The sequence below is a fragment of the Terribacillus saccharophilus genome (genome assembly GCF_002272745.1).
Lineage (GTDB): Bacteria > Bacillota > Bacilli > Bacillales > Amphibacillaceae > Terribacillus > Terribacillus saccharophilus_B.
This window is the reverse complement of the sequence record NZ_NPBD01000005.1, coordinates 1-21,753: the sequence shown is the minus strand read 5'-3', so window position 1 is coordinate 21,753 and position 21,753 is coordinate 1. Positions and strand designations below refer to the sequence as shown.

General features: G+C 42.9%; 20 protein-coding genes and 1 riboswitch. Of the genes, 19 read left to right on the top strand and 1 reads right to left on the bottom strand.

Annotation, left to right across the window (positions count from 1 at the left end; all coding sequences use genetic code 11):
- The first annotated feature begins 34 nt into the window (after nt 1-34).
- The 12 genes from CHH58_RS06385 (at nt 35) to yihA (ending at nt 13,847) form a co-directional block, all read left to right on the top strand.
- Nucleotides 35-1,813 (top strand): cache domain-containing sensor histidine kinase, encoded by a 1,779-nt coding sequence (locus tag CHH58_RS06385; protein ID WP_095262207.1) that lies wholly within the window; start codon nt 35-37, stop codon nt 1,811-1,813.
- Entirely contained in the window at nt 1,788-2,540 is a 753-nt protein-coding gene (locus tag CHH58_RS06380; protein WP_095226682.1) for a response regulator transcription factor, read from the top strand. Before CHH58_RS06385 ends, CHH58_RS06380 begins: the two co-directional genes overlap by 26 nt.
- A gap of 29 nt (nt 2,541-2,569) precedes the next feature.
- Complete coding sequence (locus CHH58_RS06375) at nt 2,570-3,169, top strand: SGNH/GDSL hydrolase family protein (RefSeq protein ID WP_095262206.1); 600 nt, start codon at nt 2,570-2,572, stop codon at nt 3,167-3,169.
- 136 nt (nt 3,170-3,305) lie between these two features.
- Nucleotides 3,306-3,746, top strand: a complete 441-nt coding sequence (locus CHH58_RS06370) for a cell wall hydrolase (protein ID WP_095220290.1) — start codon at nt 3,306-3,308, stop codon at nt 3,744-3,746.
- Between the two features lie 180 nt (nt 3,747-3,926).
- Nucleotides 3,927-4,012, top strand: a riboswitch (SAM riboswitch).
- Nucleotides 4,013-4,096: 84 nt separating this feature from the next.
- Nucleotides 4,097-4,834, top strand: a complete 738-nt coding sequence (locus CHH58_RS06365; protein ID WP_095226685.1) for a cyclase family protein — start codon at nt 4,097-4,099, stop codon at nt 4,832-4,834.
- Nucleotides 4,835-4,906: 72 nt separating this feature from the next.
- The gene (locus CHH58_RS06360) at nt 4,907-6,088 is read left to right on the top strand and encodes a hypothetical protein (RefSeq protein WP_095262205.1); all 1,182 of its coding nucleotides are present in this window, start codon (nt 4,907-4,909) and stop codon (nt 6,086-6,088) included.
- A 110-nt stretch (nt 6,089-6,198) separates the two neighbouring features.
- Nucleotides 6,199-6,549, top strand: coding sequence for a hypothetical protein (locus CHH58_RS06355; protein ID WP_095226687.1), 351 nt, complete (start codon nt 6,199-6,201; stop codon nt 6,547-6,549).
- Between the two features lie 140 nt (nt 6,550-6,689).
- Nucleotides 6,690-7,673: a tetratricopeptide repeat protein gene (locus CHH58_RS06350; protein WP_170937543.1), complete on the top strand. Its 984-nt coding sequence runs from the start codon at nt 6,690-6,692 to the stop codon at nt 7,671-7,673.
- Between the two features lie 144 nt (nt 7,674-7,817).
- Complete coding sequence (tig, locus tag CHH58_RS06345; protein ID WP_095262204.1) at nt 7,818-9,107, top strand: trigger factor; 1,290 nt, start codon at nt 7,818-7,820, stop codon at nt 9,105-9,107.
- Between the two features lie 401 nt (nt 9,108-9,508).
- Entirely contained in the window at nt 9,509-10,786 is a 1,278-nt protein-coding gene (clpX, locus tag CHH58_RS06340; RefSeq protein ID WP_038561852.1) for an ATP-dependent protease ATP-binding subunit ClpX, read from the top strand.
- A gap of 159 nt (nt 10,787-10,945) precedes the next feature.
- Complete coding sequence (gene lon / locus CHH58_RS06335; RefSeq protein ID WP_095226690.1) at nt 10,946-13,279, top strand: endopeptidase La; 2,334 nt, start codon at nt 10,946-10,948, stop codon at nt 13,277-13,279.
- Nucleotides 13,266-13,847 (top strand): ribosome biogenesis GTP-binding protein YihA/YsxC, encoded by a 582-nt coding sequence (yihA, locus tag CHH58_RS06330; protein ID WP_095232919.1) that lies wholly within the window; start codon nt 13,266-13,268, stop codon nt 13,845-13,847. Before lon ends, yihA begins: the two co-directional genes overlap by 14 nt.
- Before the next feature lie 31 nt (nt 13,848-13,878).
- Here the strand turns inward: yihA and CHH58_RS06325 are convergent, their stop codons facing one another.
- A complete protein-coding gene (locus tag CHH58_RS06325; protein ID WP_095262203.1) occupies nt 13,879-14,361 on the bottom strand; it encodes a LiaI-LiaF-like domain-containing protein in 483 nt (160 codons plus the stop codon).
- 232 nt (nt 14,362-14,593) lie between these two features.
- On the opposite strand from CHH58_RS06325, the gene hemA reads away from it, so the two are divergent.
- The 7 genes from hemA to CHH58_RS06290 all read left to right on the top strand — a co-directional run.
- The gene (gene hemA, locus CHH58_RS06320) at nt 14,594-15,949 is read left to right on the top strand and encodes a glutamyl-tRNA reductase (RefSeq protein ID WP_095226693.1); all 1,356 of its coding nucleotides are present in this window, start codon (nt 14,594-14,596) and stop codon (nt 15,947-15,949) included.
- A gap of 16 nt (nt 15,950-15,965) precedes the next feature.
- Nucleotides 15,966-16,790 carry a cytochrome C assembly family protein gene (locus tag CHH58_RS06315; RefSeq protein ID WP_095226694.1) on the top strand — a complete coding sequence of 275 codons (825 nt, stop codon included), beginning with the start codon at nt 15,966-15,968 and terminating at the stop codon, nt 16,788-16,790.
- A 27-nt stretch (nt 16,791-16,817) separates the two neighbouring features.
- Nucleotides 16,818-17,750: a hydroxymethylbilane synthase gene (hemC, locus tag CHH58_RS06310; RefSeq protein WP_095226695.1), complete on the top strand. Its 933-nt coding sequence runs from the start codon at nt 16,818-16,820 to the stop codon at nt 17,748-17,750.
- Nucleotides 17,747-18,532 (top strand): uroporphyrinogen-III synthase, encoded by a 786-nt coding sequence (locus tag CHH58_RS06305; RefSeq protein ID WP_095232917.1) that lies wholly within the window; start codon nt 17,747-17,749, stop codon nt 18,530-18,532. The genes hemC and CHH58_RS06305 overlap by 4 nt, the downstream gene beginning before the upstream one ends.
- Nucleotides 18,529-19,512, top strand: a complete 984-nt coding sequence (gene hemB / locus CHH58_RS06300; protein ID WP_095226697.1) for a porphobilinogen synthase — start codon at nt 18,529-18,531, stop codon at nt 19,510-19,512. The genes CHH58_RS06305 and hemB overlap by 4 nt, the downstream gene beginning before the upstream one ends.
- A gap of 15 nt (nt 19,513-19,527) precedes the next feature.
- A complete protein-coding gene (hemL, locus tag CHH58_RS06295; protein ID WP_095226698.1) occupies nt 19,528-20,820 on the top strand; it encodes a glutamate-1-semialdehyde 2,1-aminomutase in 1,293 nt (430 codons plus the stop codon).
- A 128-nt stretch (nt 20,821-20,948) separates the two neighbouring features.
- Nucleotides 20,949-21,753 (top strand): hypothetical protein (locus tag CHH58_RS06290; RefSeq protein ID WP_141235090.1); only part of this gene is annotated, 805 nt, incomplete at its 3' end.

Genomic DNA, 21,753 nt, shown 5'->3' with positions numbered 1-21,753 from the left:
ATAGGAAGCTAAAAGCAAGAGGGGGAGTGACAGCATGAGAAAACTCAAGAGCTTGTTTTCTAATCTAAAGATGAAATATAAGTTGTTTTGTTTGCTCTTCCTCATCTTAGTTTCTTTTAGTATAGGCGGATTAGTCCTCTTGCAATATGCCCTTGTTGCGTACAATGATGAAATTCATCGTCAGTCCGCACAGTCATTGAAGGTATCCTCTGCTTTGATTGAAAACGAGATTGAAAAAATGAAAGGGTTTTCATATAGATTATCCACTGATCCTTATCTTCAGTCTTATCTCTACAATTTAAAAGAAACGGGCGATGATTACGAGGCATATCTAATTGGAGTTACTATTAAAAAGAGGCTTGTTGACTTAGGTGCCTTCGAAGACTCAATAGATTCAATTCAGCTGTATGATACAACAGATCGAGGCTATAGTGCAGGAAACAGAGTCATCTCAATCGGAAATGAGCGACTGCTTCAATATAAACAAGGAACGAATAAAAAAGATGGAGGCGCTGAATGGTTTGCACCTGATAAGCAGGACAAATCGTTTGTCGTGGCTCGGGAAGTAAATGCGTATCCAGATCTTTCTTTCGAGAGATTGGGTATGATCGTTGTTCGATTTGATATGCATGATATTGTCTCTTCTTTTGAGAATAGCCTAGACGAAAAAGAGATGCAGCTGTTGATCTCAGATTCTAATGGGGAGATTATCTTCCCGCATGAAACGACGAGGAAGGATTCCTTCCTAATGGCCAGTGTGCAAGGAAACGATGGATATCAGCTAGTGAATTATGATGCTGACAGATATTTTGTGACGTATTCTTCTGCTGCTTATACAAACTGGACTTATATGATAACTTCTCCCTACAGCCAATTATTCCAAGCAGTTAACTTAGTAAAAAGTACTGTATTGACAATTTATCTTCTGATATTTGTGATCTTACTGTTTTTTGGCATACGTTTTATTAAAGGAATCACCAATCCGATCGAGGCATTGAATAGAAAGATGAAAAGAGTGCAAAAAGGGGAGGTCGAGGACTTTAAGGTGGAGAGTCACGTAGTGTTCTCAAAGGATGAAGCAGGGCAGATGCATGAAAACTTCAATAAAATGATGAAACAGATTCATTCATTGATTGAAGAAAATTATAAGAAACAGCTCGTTATCAAAGACGCTGAATTCAAAACACTACAAGCACAAATTAATCCTCATTTTCTATATAACACATTGGAATCAATCAATTGGTCGGCAAAGCTTGGTAAACATAAGGAGACTTCACGTATGGCAACGTCACTTGGCTTTATTTTACGATCGTCGCTGGAAACGAAAGAAGCCCTTATTCCGCTCGCTGACGAATTGGAAATTGTGAACCACTATATTACGATTCAATCATATCGTTTTCAAGAACGATTAAGCTTTCATGCTGATATTCCTGATTACCTTCTTTCTTGTAAGGTACCTAAATTCAGTCTCCAGCCTTTGATTGAAAATGCAATAAGATACGGTCTGCAGGAGATTATCGGTGTATGTACGATAAGAATTGAAGCTGTACAAGAAGGAGGAAATACGTTTATTTCAGTAACGGATGACGGTCCTGGAATGGAAAAAGAACTTATTAATAAATTAGCGAGCGGAAATTATCGTCCAAAAGGTACGGGCTTAGGCATCAGAAATATAGATAATCGGTTAAGACTCTTGTTCGGACCGGCATACGGACTTCACGTGATGAGTGAACCAAACGTGGGAACGAAAATCATGCTGACGATTCCTTATGAAGGAGGAAGTGATAGTGTTCAAAGTTCTGCTGGTAGATGATGAGCCGATGCTTCTGGAAGGAATTTCTTCTATTATAGAATGGGAGCAGCAGGGAACTATCTTACACGGTATTGCGAGAAATGGACTGGAGGCTTTGGACTTTATCAAAGAACATGATCCGGATATTGTGATTACTGATATCACTATGCCAGGTCTTGATGGAATGGGACTGATTGAACAAGGAAGAAAAGTCTCTCCTCTGATTAAATGGATACTGCTTTCTGGATATAACGAATTTGAATATGCCCAAAAGGCGATGCGTTTTGGTGTGAAGCATTATTTGTTGAAACCATCAAGCGAAGACGATATCCATGAAGCTTTAGAAGAAGTCGTCCAAGAACTTGAGGTAGAGAATAAAGAGAAAAGGATATCCGAACACACAGAAGCATGCACAAGTTACTCTGTAGTCGTCAATAAAATAATTGATAGCATAAAAGAGAATATCGAGAATCCAGATTTATCATTACAATGGATAGCCAATGAAATCTTATATATGAATACAGATTACTTAGGGAAATTATTTAAGAAAGAAGTAGGAGAGAAATTCTCTGCTTATGTATTGAGATACAAGATTGATAAAGCAGTAGAAATCATGGGAAAGCAGAAGGATATTAAGGTCTTTGAACTAGCAGAGCAATTAGGGTATGGAAATAACCCGCAATACTTCAGTCAAATCTTTAAGAAAAGTAAAGGTTGCAGCCCTACCGACTGGATAAAAAACAGGTGATCAGGCTGGTATTTTAAGGAGGTTCATACATGAGTCAAAAATGGGTTTTTATCGGAGACAGCATTACTGAATGTGGAAGATTTGAGGATCCTCAAGATATTGGCGAAGGTTATGTAAAAAAGATTCAGGAGGAACTGGCACAGAGAGAAAACATAGAAATCGTCAATAAGGGAGTAGGAGGCAACCGAGTTATCGATTTAGCTGCAAGATGGGAACAAGATGTGCTCTCATTAAATTCTGATTTAGTATCTATTTCGATTGGAATCAACGATGTATGGAGGCAGCTCGATCAGCCTCAAATGGAACAGGTTTATCCAGATGAATTCAAAAAAGTCTTAGATAAGCTCCTGGCTGAAACAAAACACACGGGTGCGGATATTTTCCTTATGGAGCCGACTATTATTGAGGAAAATAATGATTCAAAGGGAAATCAGATGTTAGTTCCGTATGTAGACATTGTCAGGGAGTTGGCCGCAAAGTATGATGCTACTCTCGTCCCGACTCATACAGCCTTCTTGCAAACAAAGAAAAAGGATTTGACAACAGACGGTGTTCATATGACTGATTCCGGTAATAAACTAATGGCTGATACATGGATGGAAGCATATTTTAAGGCAGAACGTAAGTGATTTAATCTTTTCCGATAGCAAGAAATGTTGTGAGCAAGCAGATAAATAGATATATTTTACACATATGACCAAGTCTTCCTCTAATACAATGACATGAAAGCGGGCTATTTTCATACGCTGTATGTGGGGTGATAACATGGCAAGAGTACAATACAATAGTTCAGACATTGATTTAATGGCAAGAATGATGCGTGCAGAAGCCGAAGGGGAAGGGCAGCTAGGGATGCTGTTTGTGGGGAATGTCATTGTGAATCGTGCTGTAGCTGACTGTTTGGATTTTGCAGATGTAAGATCAATTAATGACGTCATCTTCCAGATCCAGGGTGGGAATTATTCATTTGAAGCTGTTCAAAAAGGAAATGTTTTTTATCAGAGAGCACGTGAACAGGAAAGAAGATTGGCAGAAAGGAATTTGAAGTCTTGGAGACAACAACCTTCTTCGTATGCACTTTGGTATTTTAATCCGTATGCACCATGCCCTCCTACGTGGTATGGCCAGCCGTTTGCAGGTCAGTTTAAAGACCATTGCTTTTATGAGCCACAGGCTGGGACGTGTGATAGTGTTTATATGGGGTAAGAAAGTCTAGCGGACGTAGTGGGTTTGCTGACAAGATTAATATTCGTATTTGGAAACGACAATTTATAGGCATCTTGCCGATATTGGCTGGATGCTTATTTTTTTCAAATGATAATTTTGATTGGCAGATCCATTGACCATTAGCTTAGTTTACAATATAGTGATAGTTAACAGAATATTCTCTTATCAAGAGAAGCGGAGGGACTGGCCCTATGAAGCTTCAGCAACAGACTCTAAGTATTGTGCTAATTCCAGATAGATAAGAATCGGACTACATAAAAGTAGCAAACCTCTTCTTATTTAGGAGAGGTTTTTTGTTTTTTCCAAACTAGTTAATGAGGTGATTGTTTATGTCTAACGAGTTGAGTAAAGCATTGGAAGTATTAAGACAAAAGAAATGGGTTGATTTGACACACACCTTTGGTCCAGAATCTCCACATTTCTCAGCCTTTAATCCTGCAAAGTTCGAAACGCTATTTTCCCATGATGATGGGTTCCTCGCGCAGAGTTTTACTTTCCCGGGGCAATACGGAACGCATCTGGATGCGCCGATCCACTTTGTGCGTGATACACGATACTTGGAAGAGCTTGAGCTGAAAGAATTGGTATTGCCGCTTGTTGTAATTGATAAATCAAAGGAGGCAGCTGCCAATCATGATTACTCATTGTCTGTAGAAGATATTTTTGCGTTTGAGTCAGAGCATGGCATAATTGAGCCAGGCACATTCGTCGCCTTACGGACGGACTGGAGCAAACGCTGGCCAAATCAGGAACAGATGGATAATAAAGATGAACAAGGAAACAGTCACTCGCCCGGCTGGTCACTGGAAGGGTTAAAATTTCTTTATGAAGAACGGAATATCAAGGCGGTAGGGCATGAGACGTTTGATACGGATGCAGCGGTTGATTTTCAGAAGAATGGTGCTCTGCTTGGTGAATATTATGTGCTGGAACAGGATTCCTATCAAGTAGAGCTGCTGACGAACTTGGATCAGCTGCCAGTAAAAGGGGCGTTCATCTTTAATGTCGTACCAAAAGCAGGAAAAGCGTCAGGATTTCCTGTTCGTTCTTTTGCTGTCTTGCCGTAAAAGTGCCGTTAATGATTAAGTCGTTGCCAATTCGGATAATGGGTAAAATACTCATTGATAGGAGGCGGCAGGATGGATAAGGAACAGAAGTTACCAGCTGTATTCAACGAACTGGCGGAAACGCTTCGAGACATTAGCCGAACTAGCAATCATTTAAATGAAAAGTTAAGGTCAGCATATACAATAGTAGCAACAGATCACCCGCTAGTCAGAGCTGATGGAAGACATGATGATGCGAAAGGTATTCAGCGGCTGCTAAACCTAGCTGATGGCAAGAAGGGCATATACATTGTCTTTCCACCAGGACTTTACACGCTGCGGCGACCGTTACGTCTTAAGCCAAACACCTTCTTTGAGGCGAGTAACGATGCTATATTCCGAAAAAAACATCATGGGCCGATGCTGTTAAATTTACGCCGGCGGGATCGAATGCGTGTCTATCGTGGAAATGGCAACCTGATCATTCGAGGCGGAACGTGGGATGCAAACTATCCTGCATACCGTGGAGGAACGAGCTTTGTGTTGGGGCATGCAGAAAATGTTATTATCGAACAGCTGCAGCTGGTGGAACATGGCGAAGGGCATGCGATTGAGCTCAATGCCATGCGTAATATTGAGGTGCGTCATTGCAAGTTTCTCGGTTATGATGATAGAAATGGAGAGCGCGCGTACAGTGAGGCAATCCAGCTGGATTTAGCCAAAGCCCGCCGAGTATTCCCTTGGGGAGGTTCTGTTTTCGATCAAACAACTTGCAAGGATATTTGGATTCATCATAATAGTTTCGGTCCGTCTGACACGAAGGGAAGCTGGGGAAGAGCAATTGGATCACACTCTGCTACAGCAGACAGATGGCATGAACGCATTTTCGTGACAGACAATAAAATGAAGGAAACACTTCAATGGGCTGTACGTGCTTATTCATGGCGGGATGTTGTTCTTTATAATAATCGGATGGAATCATGCGGTGGCGGGATTGCGATTCATCCAAATTATGTTGATGGCAGAAATGACACAGACAGCAAGAACCGTCCGACAGGGCGCAGCAATCCTATCAAGAATGTCCTCATCATACAGAACGCTATCTTGGGCGGCGGAAATTATGCTTCAGCAATAAGGTTGAAAGGTGATGAGAAGTCACCCATAACTTGTGCCTGCTTACGGGGTAACCATGTGGAATCCTTTCCTGGTAAAGGGATTCTTGTAACAGGTACAGCAAACAGTCTAATCCATAATGAAACCGCACTTTCTCGTTAGTCACTACGATTTTAGTATGCATGTTTAACTAAATGTAAGTTTTCTGTATATTATGGAGAAAATATGCATATGGTTGTCGATACATGCTACACTTTTCTTGGAGGTGGCCTATGTATTTAGATGAGACGAAACGTTATCGGTTTATCGGATCCGTTCCTTTCGGGAAATACTTCATGGTTCGCATCTATGATCTGGAACTGCAGCAAGAGTATACAATATCGGATCGACTTCTGAGCCAATATACAGATAAGCCCTTAAAGGAGTTTTACCTTCAGATCAAGCGCAATATCTATGATTTGGAAGCTAGTGAAAGCAGCATGACCTGGGAACTTGGAGATATGCAGCAGCGATTGATTGATTTTCTTGATGAGGAAGAGGAAGACGACGATGATGCACCTATCCATTTGGAAAATGTCGTACCTTTCAGAAGACCCCACTCTGAGGATAACCAGGAAAAGTAGGGAAAAGTATCATAAGGCTGTGAATGCCTGGATTCACAGCTTTTTGCCATTTAAAAGTTGCAATCTGCGTTTTCTTTGTTACATTTAAGGGTATAGCTGTTACCAGGTCTCTAACTGAAAATCTAATGAGGATGTTGCCGATGGATAAAGAGAATAATGTTGTCCTGTTCCCGGGTCTGAAGACGCGGCTGGAACGGGAAGGGATGCAGGAGCTGCAGGAGAAGAATTACACAGATGCAATAGGGAAGTTTGAACAGCTTCTGGATTATGGCTACCGTCAGCCGGAAATTCTGACTGGGCGCCTAATATGTCTAATGGAGCTGGGCAGGCATGAAGAGGCGGAGGAAATGTCCTTGCAGCTGCTGGCTGCCAAGGATAAGGATTATCTGCAATACTTACATATTCATTTAACGCTGCTGTTCCAGCTCGGACGCTACGACGAAGTAGTTGAACTGCTGGACGAGGTCTATGCAACCGAGAAAATACCGACGCCGCTTAAGACATCGTTTGACCAGCTGCAGAAAGTAAGTCGTAAAATGGCCGAAGATAAGAGTCAGACGACTGCAGATCAACTTATACATAATTTCGAAAAAGCACGCAAGAGTAAGGATGCCTCCTTGCAATGGCAACTCATCCAGAAATGCCATTCGCTAGATGTCAGTCCTCATGTACAGAAGATGGAAGCATACCTTCTAGACGAGGAAGCTGATCCCGTCGTACAGACAGCCGTACTGGAATGGCTCGTGAAGCAAGAAATCGAATTTCCAGTCACAATACATAAGATGAAAGAAACTATGACAGTTGTCCCCGAGAACCTGACAACAGTCGACAAATCGGAAGGGATGAAACAGGTACTGCAGCATTTGCATCTTCTTGAGCAGCAGAATCCATCACTTTACGACCTAGTGTACAAGCTTTTACATCGTTATATGTATGTTAGATACCCAATGGTGCCTACAGAAGAAGACGGTACTGTTTTAGCCGCTGCCCTGCAGAAGCTGGCAAGCAGTTACCTGCAAATCGATCAGCCTGCTGTTACAGAGGAAGAAGCGCAGAGAATTGCTTCCATGATGGAAGAAATCATTACATTAGAAGCGAAATATCTGACTGTCGCCGAGGAATGACAGAGTTCGTATCGTTAGTGTTGAAAGCGACTATGAATATGTTATAATAAGATGGTTGTAAACCAGTACTAGTTAATAACTTATATTATGCTAGAATTGAGAACGATTAACATGAAACAAACGATAGATGTTGGAGGGAATATTATGTCAGCAAAATTCGAAAGAACAGAAGGCAAGAACGAGGGAATCTTAACAATTACCCTATCTCCTGAGGAATTGGACGGAGCTCTTGACCAAGCATTTCAAAAAGTAGTTAAACAAGTTCAGGTACCAGGTTTCCGTAAAGGAAGAGTACCACGTAAAATCTTCGAACAACGCTTCGGTGTAGAATCTTTGTATCAGGATGCGATTGATATCGTTCTTCCAGGAGCATACATGAACGCTGTTGAAGAGACTGGCATCGAGCCTGTTGCACAGCCGGATGTAGATCTTGAGCAAATCGAACAAGGCAAAGAGCTTATCTTCAAAGCTACTGTAGCTATCAAACCAGAAGTTGAGCTTGGCGACTACAAAGGTCTTGAAGTAGAAGCAGAAGACACTACTGTAACAGACGAAGATGTTGAAAAAGAAATCGACGCACTTCGCAACAGACAAGCTGAATTGGTTGTTAAAGAAGAAGGAACTGCAGCAGAAGGCGACACAGTCGTAATCGATTTCGAAGGTTTCGTTGATGGCGAAGCATTCGAAGGCGGCAAAGCAGAAAACCACTCTTTGGAAATCGGTTCTGGCAGCTTCATCCCTGGATTCGAAGAACAGCTAGTAGGTAAAGAATCCGGTAGCGAGTCTGATATCACAGTAACTTTCCCTGAAGAATATCATGCTGCGGAGCTTGCTGGTAAAGAAGCAGTCTTCAAAGTAAAAATTCACGAAATCAAAGCTAAGGAACTTCCTGAGCTTGATGATGAATTCGCAAAAGACGTAGACGAAGAAGTTGAATCTTTGGATGCGCTTCGTGAAAAAACGAAAAACCGTCTACAAGAAGAAAAAACAACTGCAGCTGAAAACAACAAACGTGAGCAGTTGATCAACCTTGCTACAGACAACGCGAAAGTGGAAGTTCCAGACGCAATGGTAGATACAGAACTAGATCGTATGGTTCGTGAATTCGAACAGCGTCTACAAATGCAAGGTATGACACTTGAAATGTACGCTCAGTTCTCTGGTCAGGACGAAGCAGCACTTCGCGAGCAAATGAAAGAAGATGCTGGCAAACGTGTGAAAACGAACTTGACTCTTGAAGCGATCGCACAAGCGGAAAACGTTGAAGTTACTGACGAAGACGTTAACACAGAGCTTGAAAAAATGGCTGAAATGTACCAAACAGACAAAGAGCAATTGACTCAAATGCTTGGCGGCAACACAGACGCTATCAAAGATGATCTGAAGTTCCAAAAAGCTATCGATGTATTGGTAGACAACTGCAAAACTGCATAAGACATAACAGAAAAACAAGGCAGCAGTCACTGTGCCTTGTTTTTCTAAAAAATAAACGTATTTTCAGAAGGTATTAATAGCCTCTCTGTGGAATTACGTGCATGAACGGCTTTTTCGTTTACATATACTACATACATATGGTTTGACTTTTACAAAAAAAACTCCATAATAAAACGTACCTCTTTTTTCGCGTATGCAGGATTTACCAATTTGAAAATGGGAGAAATCTTCCTTAGAAGGGTTTACCTGCGTTCATTTGGCTAATACTGATGGAAAAAGTGTTTTGCTTTTTAATACTGCTTTTATCTGATATGATTGGAAAAAGGAAGGCTGGGCGCATCCAGAATGTGTTTGATCTTTCGAGATATCATATATAGATATTACATTCGAGGGGTGAAATGATGTTTAAATTTAATGAAGAAAAAGGACAACTTAAATGCTCCTTCTGCGGCAAAAGCCAAGACCAAGTACGTAAATTAGTAGCCGGACCAGGCGTCTATATATGTGATGAGTGCATCGATCTGTGCACAGAAATCGTGGAAGAGGAACTTGGAAACGAAGAAGAAGTTGAATTCAAAGAAATTCCGAAACCACAGGAAATCCGTGAAATCCTAAGCGATTACGTTATCGGACAGGATAAAGCGAAAAAGAATCTTGCTGTAGCGGTTTACAACCACTATAAACGTATCAATTCTGGTAAGAGCTCAGATGATGTGGAATTGTCTAAGAGTAATATCGCAATGATCGGACCGACTGGTAGTGGTAAGACATTACTAGCTCAGACATTGGCTCGTATCCTAAACGTACCATTCGCAATTGCAGATGCAACTTCTTTAACAGAAGCTGGTTACGTTGGGGAAGATGTAGAAAACATCTTGCTTAAATTGATTCAAGCTGCTGACTACGATGTAGAAAAAGCTGAAAAAGGAATCATCTACATCGATGAAATCGATAAAGTAGCGCGTAAATCCGAGAACCCATCCATCACTCGTGATGTTTCCGGTGAAGGTGTGCAGCAGGCACTTCTTAAAATTCTTGAAGGTACGGTAGCAAGCGTTCCGCCACAAGGCGGCCGTAAGCATCCTCATCAAGAATTCATCCAGATTGATACAACAAACGTTCTATTCATCTGTGGTGGTGCTTTCGACGGAATCGAGCAAATCATTAAACGCCGCCTTGGTAACAAGGTTATCGGTTTTGGTGCTAATGATGGCAAAGAGACATTAGATAAAGGTGAATATCTTTCCAAAGTATTACCGGAAGATCTATTGAAATTCGGTTTGATTCCAGAGTTCATTGGCCGTCTGCCTGTTATCGGCAGCCTAGAGCCGCTTGATGAGGAAGCTTTGGTTGAGATCCTGACAAAACCTAAAAATGCATTGGTGAAACAATACCAGAAGCTCTTCCAGATGGACCAAGTAGAATTGGTCATCGAAGAAGATGCGCTTCGTGAAATTGCTAAGCTGGCAATTGAACGTAAAACTGGTGCACGGGGCTTGCGCTCCATCATGGAAGGTATCATGCTGGACGTTATGTATGAACTTCCATCCCGTGATGATATCAAACAATGCATCATAACAAAAGATACAGTACTGCTTGAGAATGGCCGTCCGAAGTTTGTACTGCATGATGGTACCGTAACAGATGAGAACCAGCAATCTCCGAAAGAGAGTGCATAATCTCTATCTGACAAGCAGATGATCATGTACAGCAAATCCCTTGTTACAGTTGGTGGCAAGGGATTTTTTTCTTGATTTTCACAAAGTATGGGTACAGTACTGTGGTTGTGTATATACTTTAAGAAGGACTGAAGAAGACAGACATTTGGAGGTGTCACAATGGAAAAAGAGAAGACACTGATAACGCCTCTTTTACCCTTAAGGGGTTTGCTTATTTTTCCGACGATGGTTCTACATTTGGATGTAGGCAGGGAAAAATCCGTTCATGCATTGGAACGCGCGATGCTGGAAGGAGAAACAATCTTTCTGGCTGCACAAAAGGAAGTAGATTTAGATGAACCGACAGAAGAGGAAATCCACCATATAGGTACGGTAGCAAAAGTCAATCAGATGATGAAGCTTCCGAACGGTACGATGCGTGTATTGGTTGAAGGACTATATCGTGCTCAAATCATCCGTTTCCTGGAGGATGACAAGCAGTTCATGGTTGAAATAGAAGAAAGACCAGACGAGCATGGTACGAAAAATGAGGAAGAAGCACTGATGCGTGCGCTTTTGGAACAGTTTGAGCAATACATAAAGGTTTCTAAGAAGATTGGCCAAGAGACGTTTGCGACTTTGACGGATATTACGGAACCTGGGCGCATGGCTGATATGATTACCTCTCATCTTTCACTGCGATTGGATGATAAGCAGGAGATTCTTGAGATGCAAGATGTAAAAGAACGTCTGCGTCACATCATTACGATTATTACGAATGAGCGGGAAGTACTTGATCTTGAAAAGAAAATCGGCCTTCGAGTCAAACAATCAGTTGAGAAAACCCAAAAGGAATATTATTTGCGAGAGCAAATGAAGGCAATCCAGAAGGAACTTGGTGATCGCGATGGCAAGTCCAGTGAGATTGAGCAGTTCCGGGCAGATATCAAAGCATCTGATATGACGGATCACATGAAGGAAGTTGCTGAAAAGGAATTGAGCCGTTATGAGCGCGTACCGCAGAGCTCAGCGGAAAGCTCTGTCATCCGCAACTATTTGGAGTGGCTGATTGCTTTGCCATGGAAGAAACAAACAGAAGACAAACTGGATATTCCTCACGCTGAAGAGACCTTGAACGAAGATCATTACGGCCTGGACAAAGTGAAGGAACGGATACTGGAATACTTGGCCGTTCAGAAACTGACCAATTCCTTGAAAGGTCCGATTCTTTGTCTTGCTGGACCTCCTGGGGTCGGGAAAACATCCTTGGCGACAAGTATCGCTAAAGCAATCAACCGGAAATTTGTTCGTGTATCTTTGGGCGGCGTACGAGATGAAGCGGAAATCCGTGGACATCGACGTACATACGTTGGAGCGATGCCTGGACGAATCATGCAGGGCATGCGGCGAGCTGGAACGACGAATCCTATTTTTTTGCTCGATGAAATTGATAAGATGTCCAATGACTTCCGAGGAGATCCGTCATCCGCTATGCTCGAGGTACTTGATCCGGAACAGAACAGTTCATTCAGTGACCATTTCATCGAAGAGACGTATGATCTTTCCAATGTCATGTTCATTGCAACAGCGAATAACTTAGGATCAATTCCAGGTCCGCTCCTTGATCGGATGGAAATCATCAGCATTGCAGGTTATACGGAAGTGGAAAAACTTCATATTGCCAAGGAACATTTGCTGCCAAAGCAAATCAAAGAAAATGGTCTGAAGAAAGGCAACATTCTTGTAAAGGATGAAGCGCTTGAACATATCGTGCGCCGCTATACAAGGGAAGCTGGTGTACGTGGTCTGGAGCGCCAGCTGGCAGCTGTTTGCCGTAAAGTTGCACGCATCATCGTTTCCGAAGATAAGAAACGGGTGACAGTAAGCGCGAAGAAAGTAGAAGAATTGCTTGGACGCCCACGCTTCCGGTATGGTTTAATGGAAGAGGAGAATCAAGTTGGCGCAGCGACAGGTCTTGCTTATACGACTGCTGGCGGAGATACACTATCAATAGAGGTTTCCTTGTCTCCAGGTAAAGGAAAACTGACACTAACCGGTAAGCTCGGCGATGTTATGAAAGAATCAGCTCAGGCCGCATTCAGCTATATCCGTTCCAATGCCGAAGAACTCGGCGTTGATCCATCGTTCCATGAGCACTATGATATTCATATCCATGTGCCAGAAGGAGCAACACCGAAGGATGGCCCATCTGCCGGTATTACGATTGCCACCGCATTGACGAGTGCACTTACTGGCAGACCGGTACGGAAAGAAGTCGGAATGACAGGTGAAATCACCCTACGTGGGCGGGTCTTGCCAATCGGCGGACTGAAGGAGAAAAGTTTGAGTGCTCATCGAGCAGGTATTACGACAATCCTCTTCCCAGCCGATAATGACCGGGATCTGGAAGAAATACCGGATACAATCAAGCAAGACATGACGTTTATTAAAGTCAGCCATCTTGATGAGGTATTAAAATACGCATTGGTGGAAGATAAACATGAAAGTAACTGAAGCAGAAATAGTAATTAGCGCGGTATCGAAAAAGCAATATCCGGAGACACATATGCCGGAGATTGCTTTAGCCGGCCGCTCGAATGTAGGGAAATCATCTTTTATCAATAAGATGATCAATCGGAAGAATTTGGTCCGTACATCCCAGAAGCCAGGGAAGACGCAGACTTTGAACTTTTATAAGATCAATGAGCGGTTTCATTTTGTGGATGTGCCGGGCTATGGATATGCAAAGGTTTCAAAGAAAGAACGTAATGCTTGGGGCGTAATGCTCGAGGAATATTTTACTGAGCGTGAGAATTTGAAGGCGGTTGTGTTGCTTGTCGATATTCGGCATGAACCAACCAAGGACGACGTCGCGATGTATGAGTTCTTGAAGCATTATGAATTGCCGGTTGTAGTAGTAGCTACGAAGCTGGATAAGATTCCAAAAGGGAAACGTGTCCAGCATATCAAGCGTGCTGCTAATAAATTGCAGCTGTTACAAGAAGATATCATCCTTCCATTTTCCTCCGAAACAGGAGAAGGAAAAGAAGAAGCATGGGGAGTATTGAAAAAATTCCTATAAAAAATAACCGTACAAGCTATAGCTTGTACGGTTATTTTTTTCGGAATAAAAGGTAAGCTCCGGCCAGGATAAGCAGAACAGGCCAATAATTAGTAATAAAACCTGCTGTCCTGTCGAGCCAGCCGAACCAAGCGGGCCGCTGCGGTGCAGCAATGGCAAAAACACCAAGAGCAAGCAGCAATATTGCCCATACATAACCTTTTTTTGTTTTAAGTGCCGAAATGAACAAAGCGGCCCCGGCTAAGAAGGGATAAGCTCCCCAGCTATCGGTCCAGAAGCCATAATGTTTCAGTCCATGGAAATGGATACCTAAGCCAAGAATAAAATAGCCGGCGAATAAGTTTTTATGATCTTTCGCAAGATAAGCATGCAATAGTAGTGCGGCGCCAATGATAATTAATAAAGTCGGCCACGAATAAAAGTCGACAAACAAGGGAACACGCAACTGACGTAATAGGAAATAAGCACCGATCCCCAGTAGTAGGAACCCAATAAAAGCATTTTTCTTCGTCATAACATCTCTCCACATAATAATTATTATTAAATAAGATTAAATCGTTGATTATCATGACTAGCTGTGTTAACTTGTTATATGTACTTATGAAATCATTCACAAACATTCACAAATAAACACACACTCTATCCTAACACAATTGTTTGCGATTCTGTTCACAATTTTAAATAGGACAGAAATACCATAGTGTTATACTAGTAAGAGCGACATGTTTTCAAGGGGGAAAAAGGGAATGTACATGTTAGTTGCTGGAATCAATTATCGCACAGCCCCGATTGAAATTAGAGAAAAACTAAGTTTCAAGGAAGAAGAGCTTGGCTTAGCGATGCAAGCACTCTCCAACCAGAAAAGCATGCTCGAAAACGTCATTGTTTCGACATGCAACCGTACGGAGATCTATGCAGTGGTCGACCAGATGCATACTGGCCGCTATTATATAAAGAAATTCTTGTCTGAATGGTTCGGTATCGAAAAAGACGAGATTGCATCTTATCTTACATTTCATGAGGATGAAAGAGCTGTGGAGCATCTGTTCAAGGTAGCGAGCGGACTGGACTCCATGGTAGTAGGGGAAACACAGATCCTTGGACAGCTGAAACGCGCTTTCCAAAAAGCACAAGAGCTGCACACATCTGGAACGATTTATAATGAATTGTTCAAACAGGCTGTTACGGTAGCCAAACGTGCACATACAGAGACAGGAATCGGAGAAAATGCTGTCTCTGTCAGCTACGCAGCGGTAGAGTTGTCTAAAAAGATCTTCGGTGATATTTCTTCTAAACGAATCGTCATCCTAGGCGCTGGTAAAATGGGGGAACTTGCAGCGAAAAACCTGCACGGTTCAGGCGTCAAAGATGTTACGGTAGTAAATCGGACAAAAGAAAAAGCAGAACAGCTAGCCGCTTTGTTCAATGGCAAAGCAGCAGGATGGGATGAACTGGACAGTGCATTGCATGATGCTGATATTGTTATCAGTTCTACTGGTGCACCAGGATACGTATTGGATAAAGAAATGCTTCAAGCTGTTCATAAGGAACGCAAAGGCCAGCCATTATTCTTAGTTGATATTGCTGTGCCACGTGATATTAATCCTGATGTGGATGAGTTGGAAAGCACTTTCCTATACGATATCGATGATTTACAGGATGTTGTTGATGCGAACTTGGCTGCTCGTCAGGAAGCAGTTGAGAAGATCGAAATTATGATCGAAGGCGGTATCGTCGATTTCAAAGTATGGTTGCAGACATTAGGTGTTGTACCAGTCATTTCTGAGCTACGCCGTAAAGCAGCATCTATCCAGACTGAGACAATGAAGAGTTTGGAGCGGAAGCTGCCTGACCTTAGCGAACGTGATATGCGAGTGCTGAACAAGCACACGAAAAGTATCATCAATCAGCTTCTCAAGCAGCCGATCACACAAGCAAAAGAGCTTGCCGGGCGTGAGAACAGTGAAGAATTGATTCAGCAGTTCGCAGAGATTTTCGGAATTGAAAAAGCGGTGCTGGATAAACAGAATAATCTTATCAAACTGGAGCGCACAGAGTCACAAAAGCTTCAGTCTGTACCAAATGCTTCCACAACTAGATAAAAAGAAGGGCTTATAGATGCAGGTACCGGCTTATCTTTACGAAATTATTTTACTTCTATATGCAGCCAGCATTTTCAGCTATTTTATCGATTTTATACAAAAGAATCGGAAGGCGAATGTTTTCGCCTTCCGTTTGCTTACTTTAGTATGGTTCTTCCAGAGCCTTTTTTTATTGCAGGAAATGGTTGCGCATGCTGGCCTGCCGGTAAAGGACGTATATGAAGGGTTATACTTTTATGCTTGGATCCTGGTGTCACTATCCTTATTCATCAACCGCATCTACAAAGTCGATTTTCTCACCTTCTTCCTGAATGTGGTCGGCTTTTTTATGATGTTATTATATATTGCAAGCTCAGCTTATGAGAGGGAATGGTCTCAGACCATTCCTTTCATGAATGAAGTGCTGATCGCACATATCACACTGGCTATTCTGGCGTATGGATTTTTCACCCTGTCCTTTGTCTTTGCCCTCATGTACTTATTCCAATTCCAGCTTTTGAAGCAGAAAAAAGGGTATAGGTGGTGGACAAGGCTTGGCGACTTGGGCAAGCTAGAGACATATACCTTCACTTCTATAACAATCGGGACGCCTTTATTATTGTTATCGATTGTTATGGGGATTGTATGGGCTTATACGACAACAGCAGTCTTCTACTGGTATGATTGGAAGACAATCGGTTCTCTGACGGTACTGGCCGTCTATGCAGTTTATCTGTTCTTGCGTTTGGCAAGAGGTGTCAGAGGGAAAGGCCTGGCAATATATACTATTGCAGCCTTTCTGATCCTCATCATTAATTTCTTCTTGCTTAGCACGTATTCATCATTTCATTTTACTAGGTAAATTAAGTAGTCCTTAGGAGGTAGAGCAATGCGAAAAATTATCGTTGGTTCAAGAAAAAGCAATCTGGCTCTCACACAAACAAAGTGGGTTATCGAGCAATTAAAACTAACTGGTGCGCCATATGAATTCGAAATCAAGAAAATCGAAACAAAGGGAGACAAAATCCTGGACGTTACACTTTCAAAAGTTGGAGGAAAAGGGTTGTTCGTTAAGGAAATCGAGCAAGCTATGTATGACGAGGAAATCGATATGGCCGTACATAGTATGAAGGACATGCCATCCGAGCTTCCTGTCGGTCTCACGATTGCCAGCGTACCAGTTCGGGAGGACTACAGGGATGCCTTGATCTCCAAGAATAACGTTTCCTTAAGAGAATTGCCGGAAGGTGCAGTTGTCGGAACAAGCAGCCTGCGTCGTGCATCGCAGATTCTTGCTATTCGTCCGGATATCGAGATCAAACCGATACGCGGAAATATCGACACGCGCTTGAAAAAGCTTGAAAATGAAAATTTTGATGCAATTGTTCTTGCTGCAGCTGGCTTGAAGCGCATGGGCTGGGGAGATGAAATCGTCACAGAATTCCTCGAAACAGATCTTTGCCTTCCAGCTATCGGCCAAGGCGCACTTGCAATCGAGTGCCGCGATACTGATATGGAATTGATCGAGCTTTTGGCGAAAATCAATGATTCTTATACGCAGCAGACGGTAGCGGCTGAACGTACTTTTCTTTATTTAATGAACGGAAGCTGTCAAGTGCCGATTGCGGGTGTTGCTCATATGGAAGAAGACGACGTTGTACTGACAGCTTTGATTGCTTCTGTTGACGGAAAACAAGTATTCAAAGAAGAAGTACGAGGAACTGATCCCCAAGAAGTTGGCAAACTTGCCGCTGAAAAGATGCAGGAACAAGGTGCACAGGATATTATCACCAAAGCGATTCAGGAGTCGGAATCCAATTGAGCCGGCTGCCGGCCGTGAAGGTGCTCATAACGCGCCCGAAGCAGCAGGCTGTCCGATTAGCTGAACAGCTGGCCCAAGCAGGCGCGAGTCCTATTATGGTGCCTTTACTAACGTTTCGAACGAGAACGGATAAAGACAACCAAATGCTTAGCCAGCAAGGCAATCGCTTTGACTGGCTGTTCTTCTCGAGCATTAATGGAGTAGAGCACTTCGGTACATTAGTGAGTAAGTTTTCCGAATTGGAGAACTGGAAACATTGCCATATTGCTGCAGTTGGGCAGAAGACGGCAGAGGCAGTAGAAAGAGTGCTTGGCAGGAGAGCTGATTTAATACCGGATGCGTATACTGCTGACCGCTTAGCAGAAGAATTCAGCGAAGCATATGATCCTGCAAACCGGATACTGCTGATTCAAGGGAATTTATCCCGGCCAGCATTGTCAAACGGATTGAGACAGAATGGCTATAATTTCGAGAAAATGGTCGTCTATGATACGGTAGAAGAGAAATCTAACCAAGAGCTTCTGAATAAGGTCTTACAAAAGGATCAGCCAGAGGTATTGACGTTTACAAGTCCATCGTCGATAGAGGCTTTTCATTCTTTTATCAGCGAGGCAGAAATGCAAAAGGAACAGCTGGATAAACTTTGTCTCGTCATTGGACCGACAACAGAGGAAGCTGCCAAGCGGCATGGCTTCCATAATATCCTGCTGCCCGCACATTACACAACAGAAGCAATGATCGATGCATTATTACATTACTATGAACAAAGGACAGGTGAATGATAATGGCAGAATTTAAACGCCACCGCCGTTTGCGTACATCAGCAAATATGCGGGCACTAGTAAGAGAAACAGAAGTAACAGTGGATGACTTGATTTACCCAGTTTTCGTTGTTGAAGGCGAAAACGTCCGTAATGAAGTTTCTTCCATGCCAGGTGTATTCCAGCTGTCTTTAGATAATTTATCAGCTGAAATGAAGGAAGTAAGCGAATTAGGAATCAAATCGGTTCTATTTTTTGGTATTCCAGCTGAAAAAGATGAAGTCGGAACTGGTGCTTTCCATGACCACGGCATCGTACAGAGGGCAATCAGCCAGACAAAACAAGAAGTCCCTGAGCTTCTATTGATTGCAGATACTTGCCTTTGTGAATATACTTCTCATGGACACTGCGGGATCGTGCATGACGGAATAATCGATAATGATGAATCATTAGGCTATTTAGTAGATACTGCAGTGAGCCAAGCGAAAGCAGGAGCTGATATCATTGCCCCTTCTAACATGATGGACGGCTATGTACAAGCAATCCGTAAGGGGCTGGATGAAGCCGGCTTTACGAACATTCCGATTATGGCTTATTCTGTCAAATACGCATCTGCCTTTTACGGTCCATTCCGCGAAGCCGCTGATGGTGCTCCGCAATTTGGTGACCGCAAAACGTATCAAATGGATCCTTCAAATAGAAGAGAAGCACTGCGCGAAGCAACATCTGATATCGAAGAGAATGCAGACTTCCTTATCGTGAAACCTGCACTTGCTTACTTGGATATCATTCGTGATGTGCGTAATCAATTCAATGCCCCAATCGTTGCATACAATGTCAGCGGAGAATACAGCATGGTGAAAGCCGCTGCATTGAATGGCTGGATTGATGAGAAAGCAATTGTTATGGAAAAAATGATCGGCATGAAACGTGCTGGTGCTGACTTGATCATGACTTACTTTGCAAAAGATGTGGCAAGATGGCTGAAGGAAGACAACTGACGAGGAGGAAATCTGATGAAAAGCTTTGAAAAATCGATAGCAGCATTTGAAGAAGCGAAACAGCATATGCCTGGCGGAGTTAACTCCCCGGTTCGTGCATTCCGCTCCGTAGGTATGGATCCTATTTTCATGGATAGCGGTAAGGGCTCTAAAATTACAGATATTGATGGCAATACGTACATCGATTATGTACTAAGCTGGGGACCGCTCATTCTAGGGCATGCAGATGACCGTGTTGTAGAAGGTTTGAAGAAGATCACAGAGAAAGGGACAAGCTTCGGTGCACCGACTGTGATTGAGAATAAGATGGCAGCTTTGGTAAAAGAGCGGATTCCATCTATGGATATCGTTCGAATGGTCAACTCCGGTACAGAGGCGACAATGAGTGCCCTTCGTTTGGCACGTGGCTTCACTGGACGCGACAAGATCTTGAAATTCGTAGGCAGCTATCATGGCCATGGTGATTCCCTTCTAATCAAAGCTGGTTCTGGTGTGGCAACACTTGGACTTCCGGACAGCCCAGGTGTACCGGAAACAATTGCCCGTAATACAATTACAGTACCGTACAATGATCTCGAAAGTGTGCAATATGCTTTCGAACAGTACGGTGACGATATTGCAGCTGTTATTGCTGAACCAGTCTGCGGGAATATGGGTGTAGTCCCACCTCAGCTAGGATTCCTTGAAGGACTTCGTGACATCACGAAGCAGCATGGCGCTTTACTTATTTTTGATGAAGTTATGACAGGTTTCCGTGTTGGCTATCATTCTGCGCAAGGTCACTTCGGCGTTGAACCAGACTTGACTTGCCTTGGTAAAATCATTGGTGGAGGTCTTCCTGTAGGAGCTTATGGCGGCCGTAAGGAGATTATGGATCGTGTTGCTCCAGCTGGTGATATTTATCAAGCAGGCACGTTATCAGGAAATCCGCTTGCTATGACTGCTGGATTCGAAACATTGGCAGCAATGGATAAAGCGGCGTATGAGCGCATCAATGCTCACGCTGACCGTCTTGCTGAAGGCTACAAAGCAGCTGCAGAGGAATTCGGCATAGCATTGCAAGTAAACCGTGCTGGCTCGATGGTTGGTGTGTTCTTTACAGATACTCCTGTCATCAACTTTGATACGGCAAAGACATCCAATTTGGATCACTTCTCCATGTACTACCGAGAGATGATCGAAGCGGGTATCTTCCTGCCGCCTTCCCAATTTGAGGGGCTGTTCCTATCAGCTGCTCATACTGATGAGGATATCGAAGCGACAATTGAAGCAGCTAGACAAGCCTTCAAGAAAATAGCAGCATCTTAAACTCAAAGCCCAAGCTTATGCTTGGGCTTTTTTTCATAGGGACAAAGGATTTTCCTTACATATAAGAATGGGCATAAGCATAGGTTTTAGTACAGAGGAACGCTTAAATCTTGGAGGGAGGATTCCACTTGTCTACAAATGAGACAACACCTTTTATGTTTGATATACAAGAATCACTAAGTTTCCGTGCTGACGCACAGTTGCAGGATTTAATAGGAATCGCATTGGAGCCGGAGATTAGTATCCAGGAGTTTGAGCATGAAATTTCTGTCCGAGGTGTCATTGAACTTACGGGTGAATATTACCCTATTCAGGAGGTTGCTGAAGGAAGTGCAGTCGCAGTCAGTCCTGGTACAAGGGAAATGGAAAACATCGAGAAACAGGAAGCTGGAACAAATACATTTTATCATCGTTTCCCTGTTGAGATATCTGTTCCGAAAAATCGTATCAAGCAGCTGAATGACGTATATGTCACAATCGATAATTTTGATTATGAAGTTCCTGGCAGCAATGTTCTTGAACTACATGCGACGGTTGCAATATACGGTGTGTTGGAAGAGAGAAAACAAGCGCAGCCGCAAGCACCGCAGCAACCTTACTTCCCGCCTCCGATCCAGCAAGCAGAACAGGCTAAATCTTATACAGACGAAATAGCTGATCAAATCGAAGCTCAAGCACGTGACAATCAGCAGTATGAGCAACAAAGCTATCAATTTGCTAAAGAAGAACCAGCAGCTAAGCCTGAAGAGTCAACTGCATATGCGAGAGAAGATCAGAATGCCGAGGAGCAAGGCAATCAGTTCTCTCACGATGAGTATGCAGCAGAAAAAGAGATAGAAGTGAACCACGAGGAAACGGAAGCCGATGATCGAAACATTCAAGACGAGCAAAGCTATCAGTTTACTCAAGAAGAGCATACAGCAGAAGCAGCGA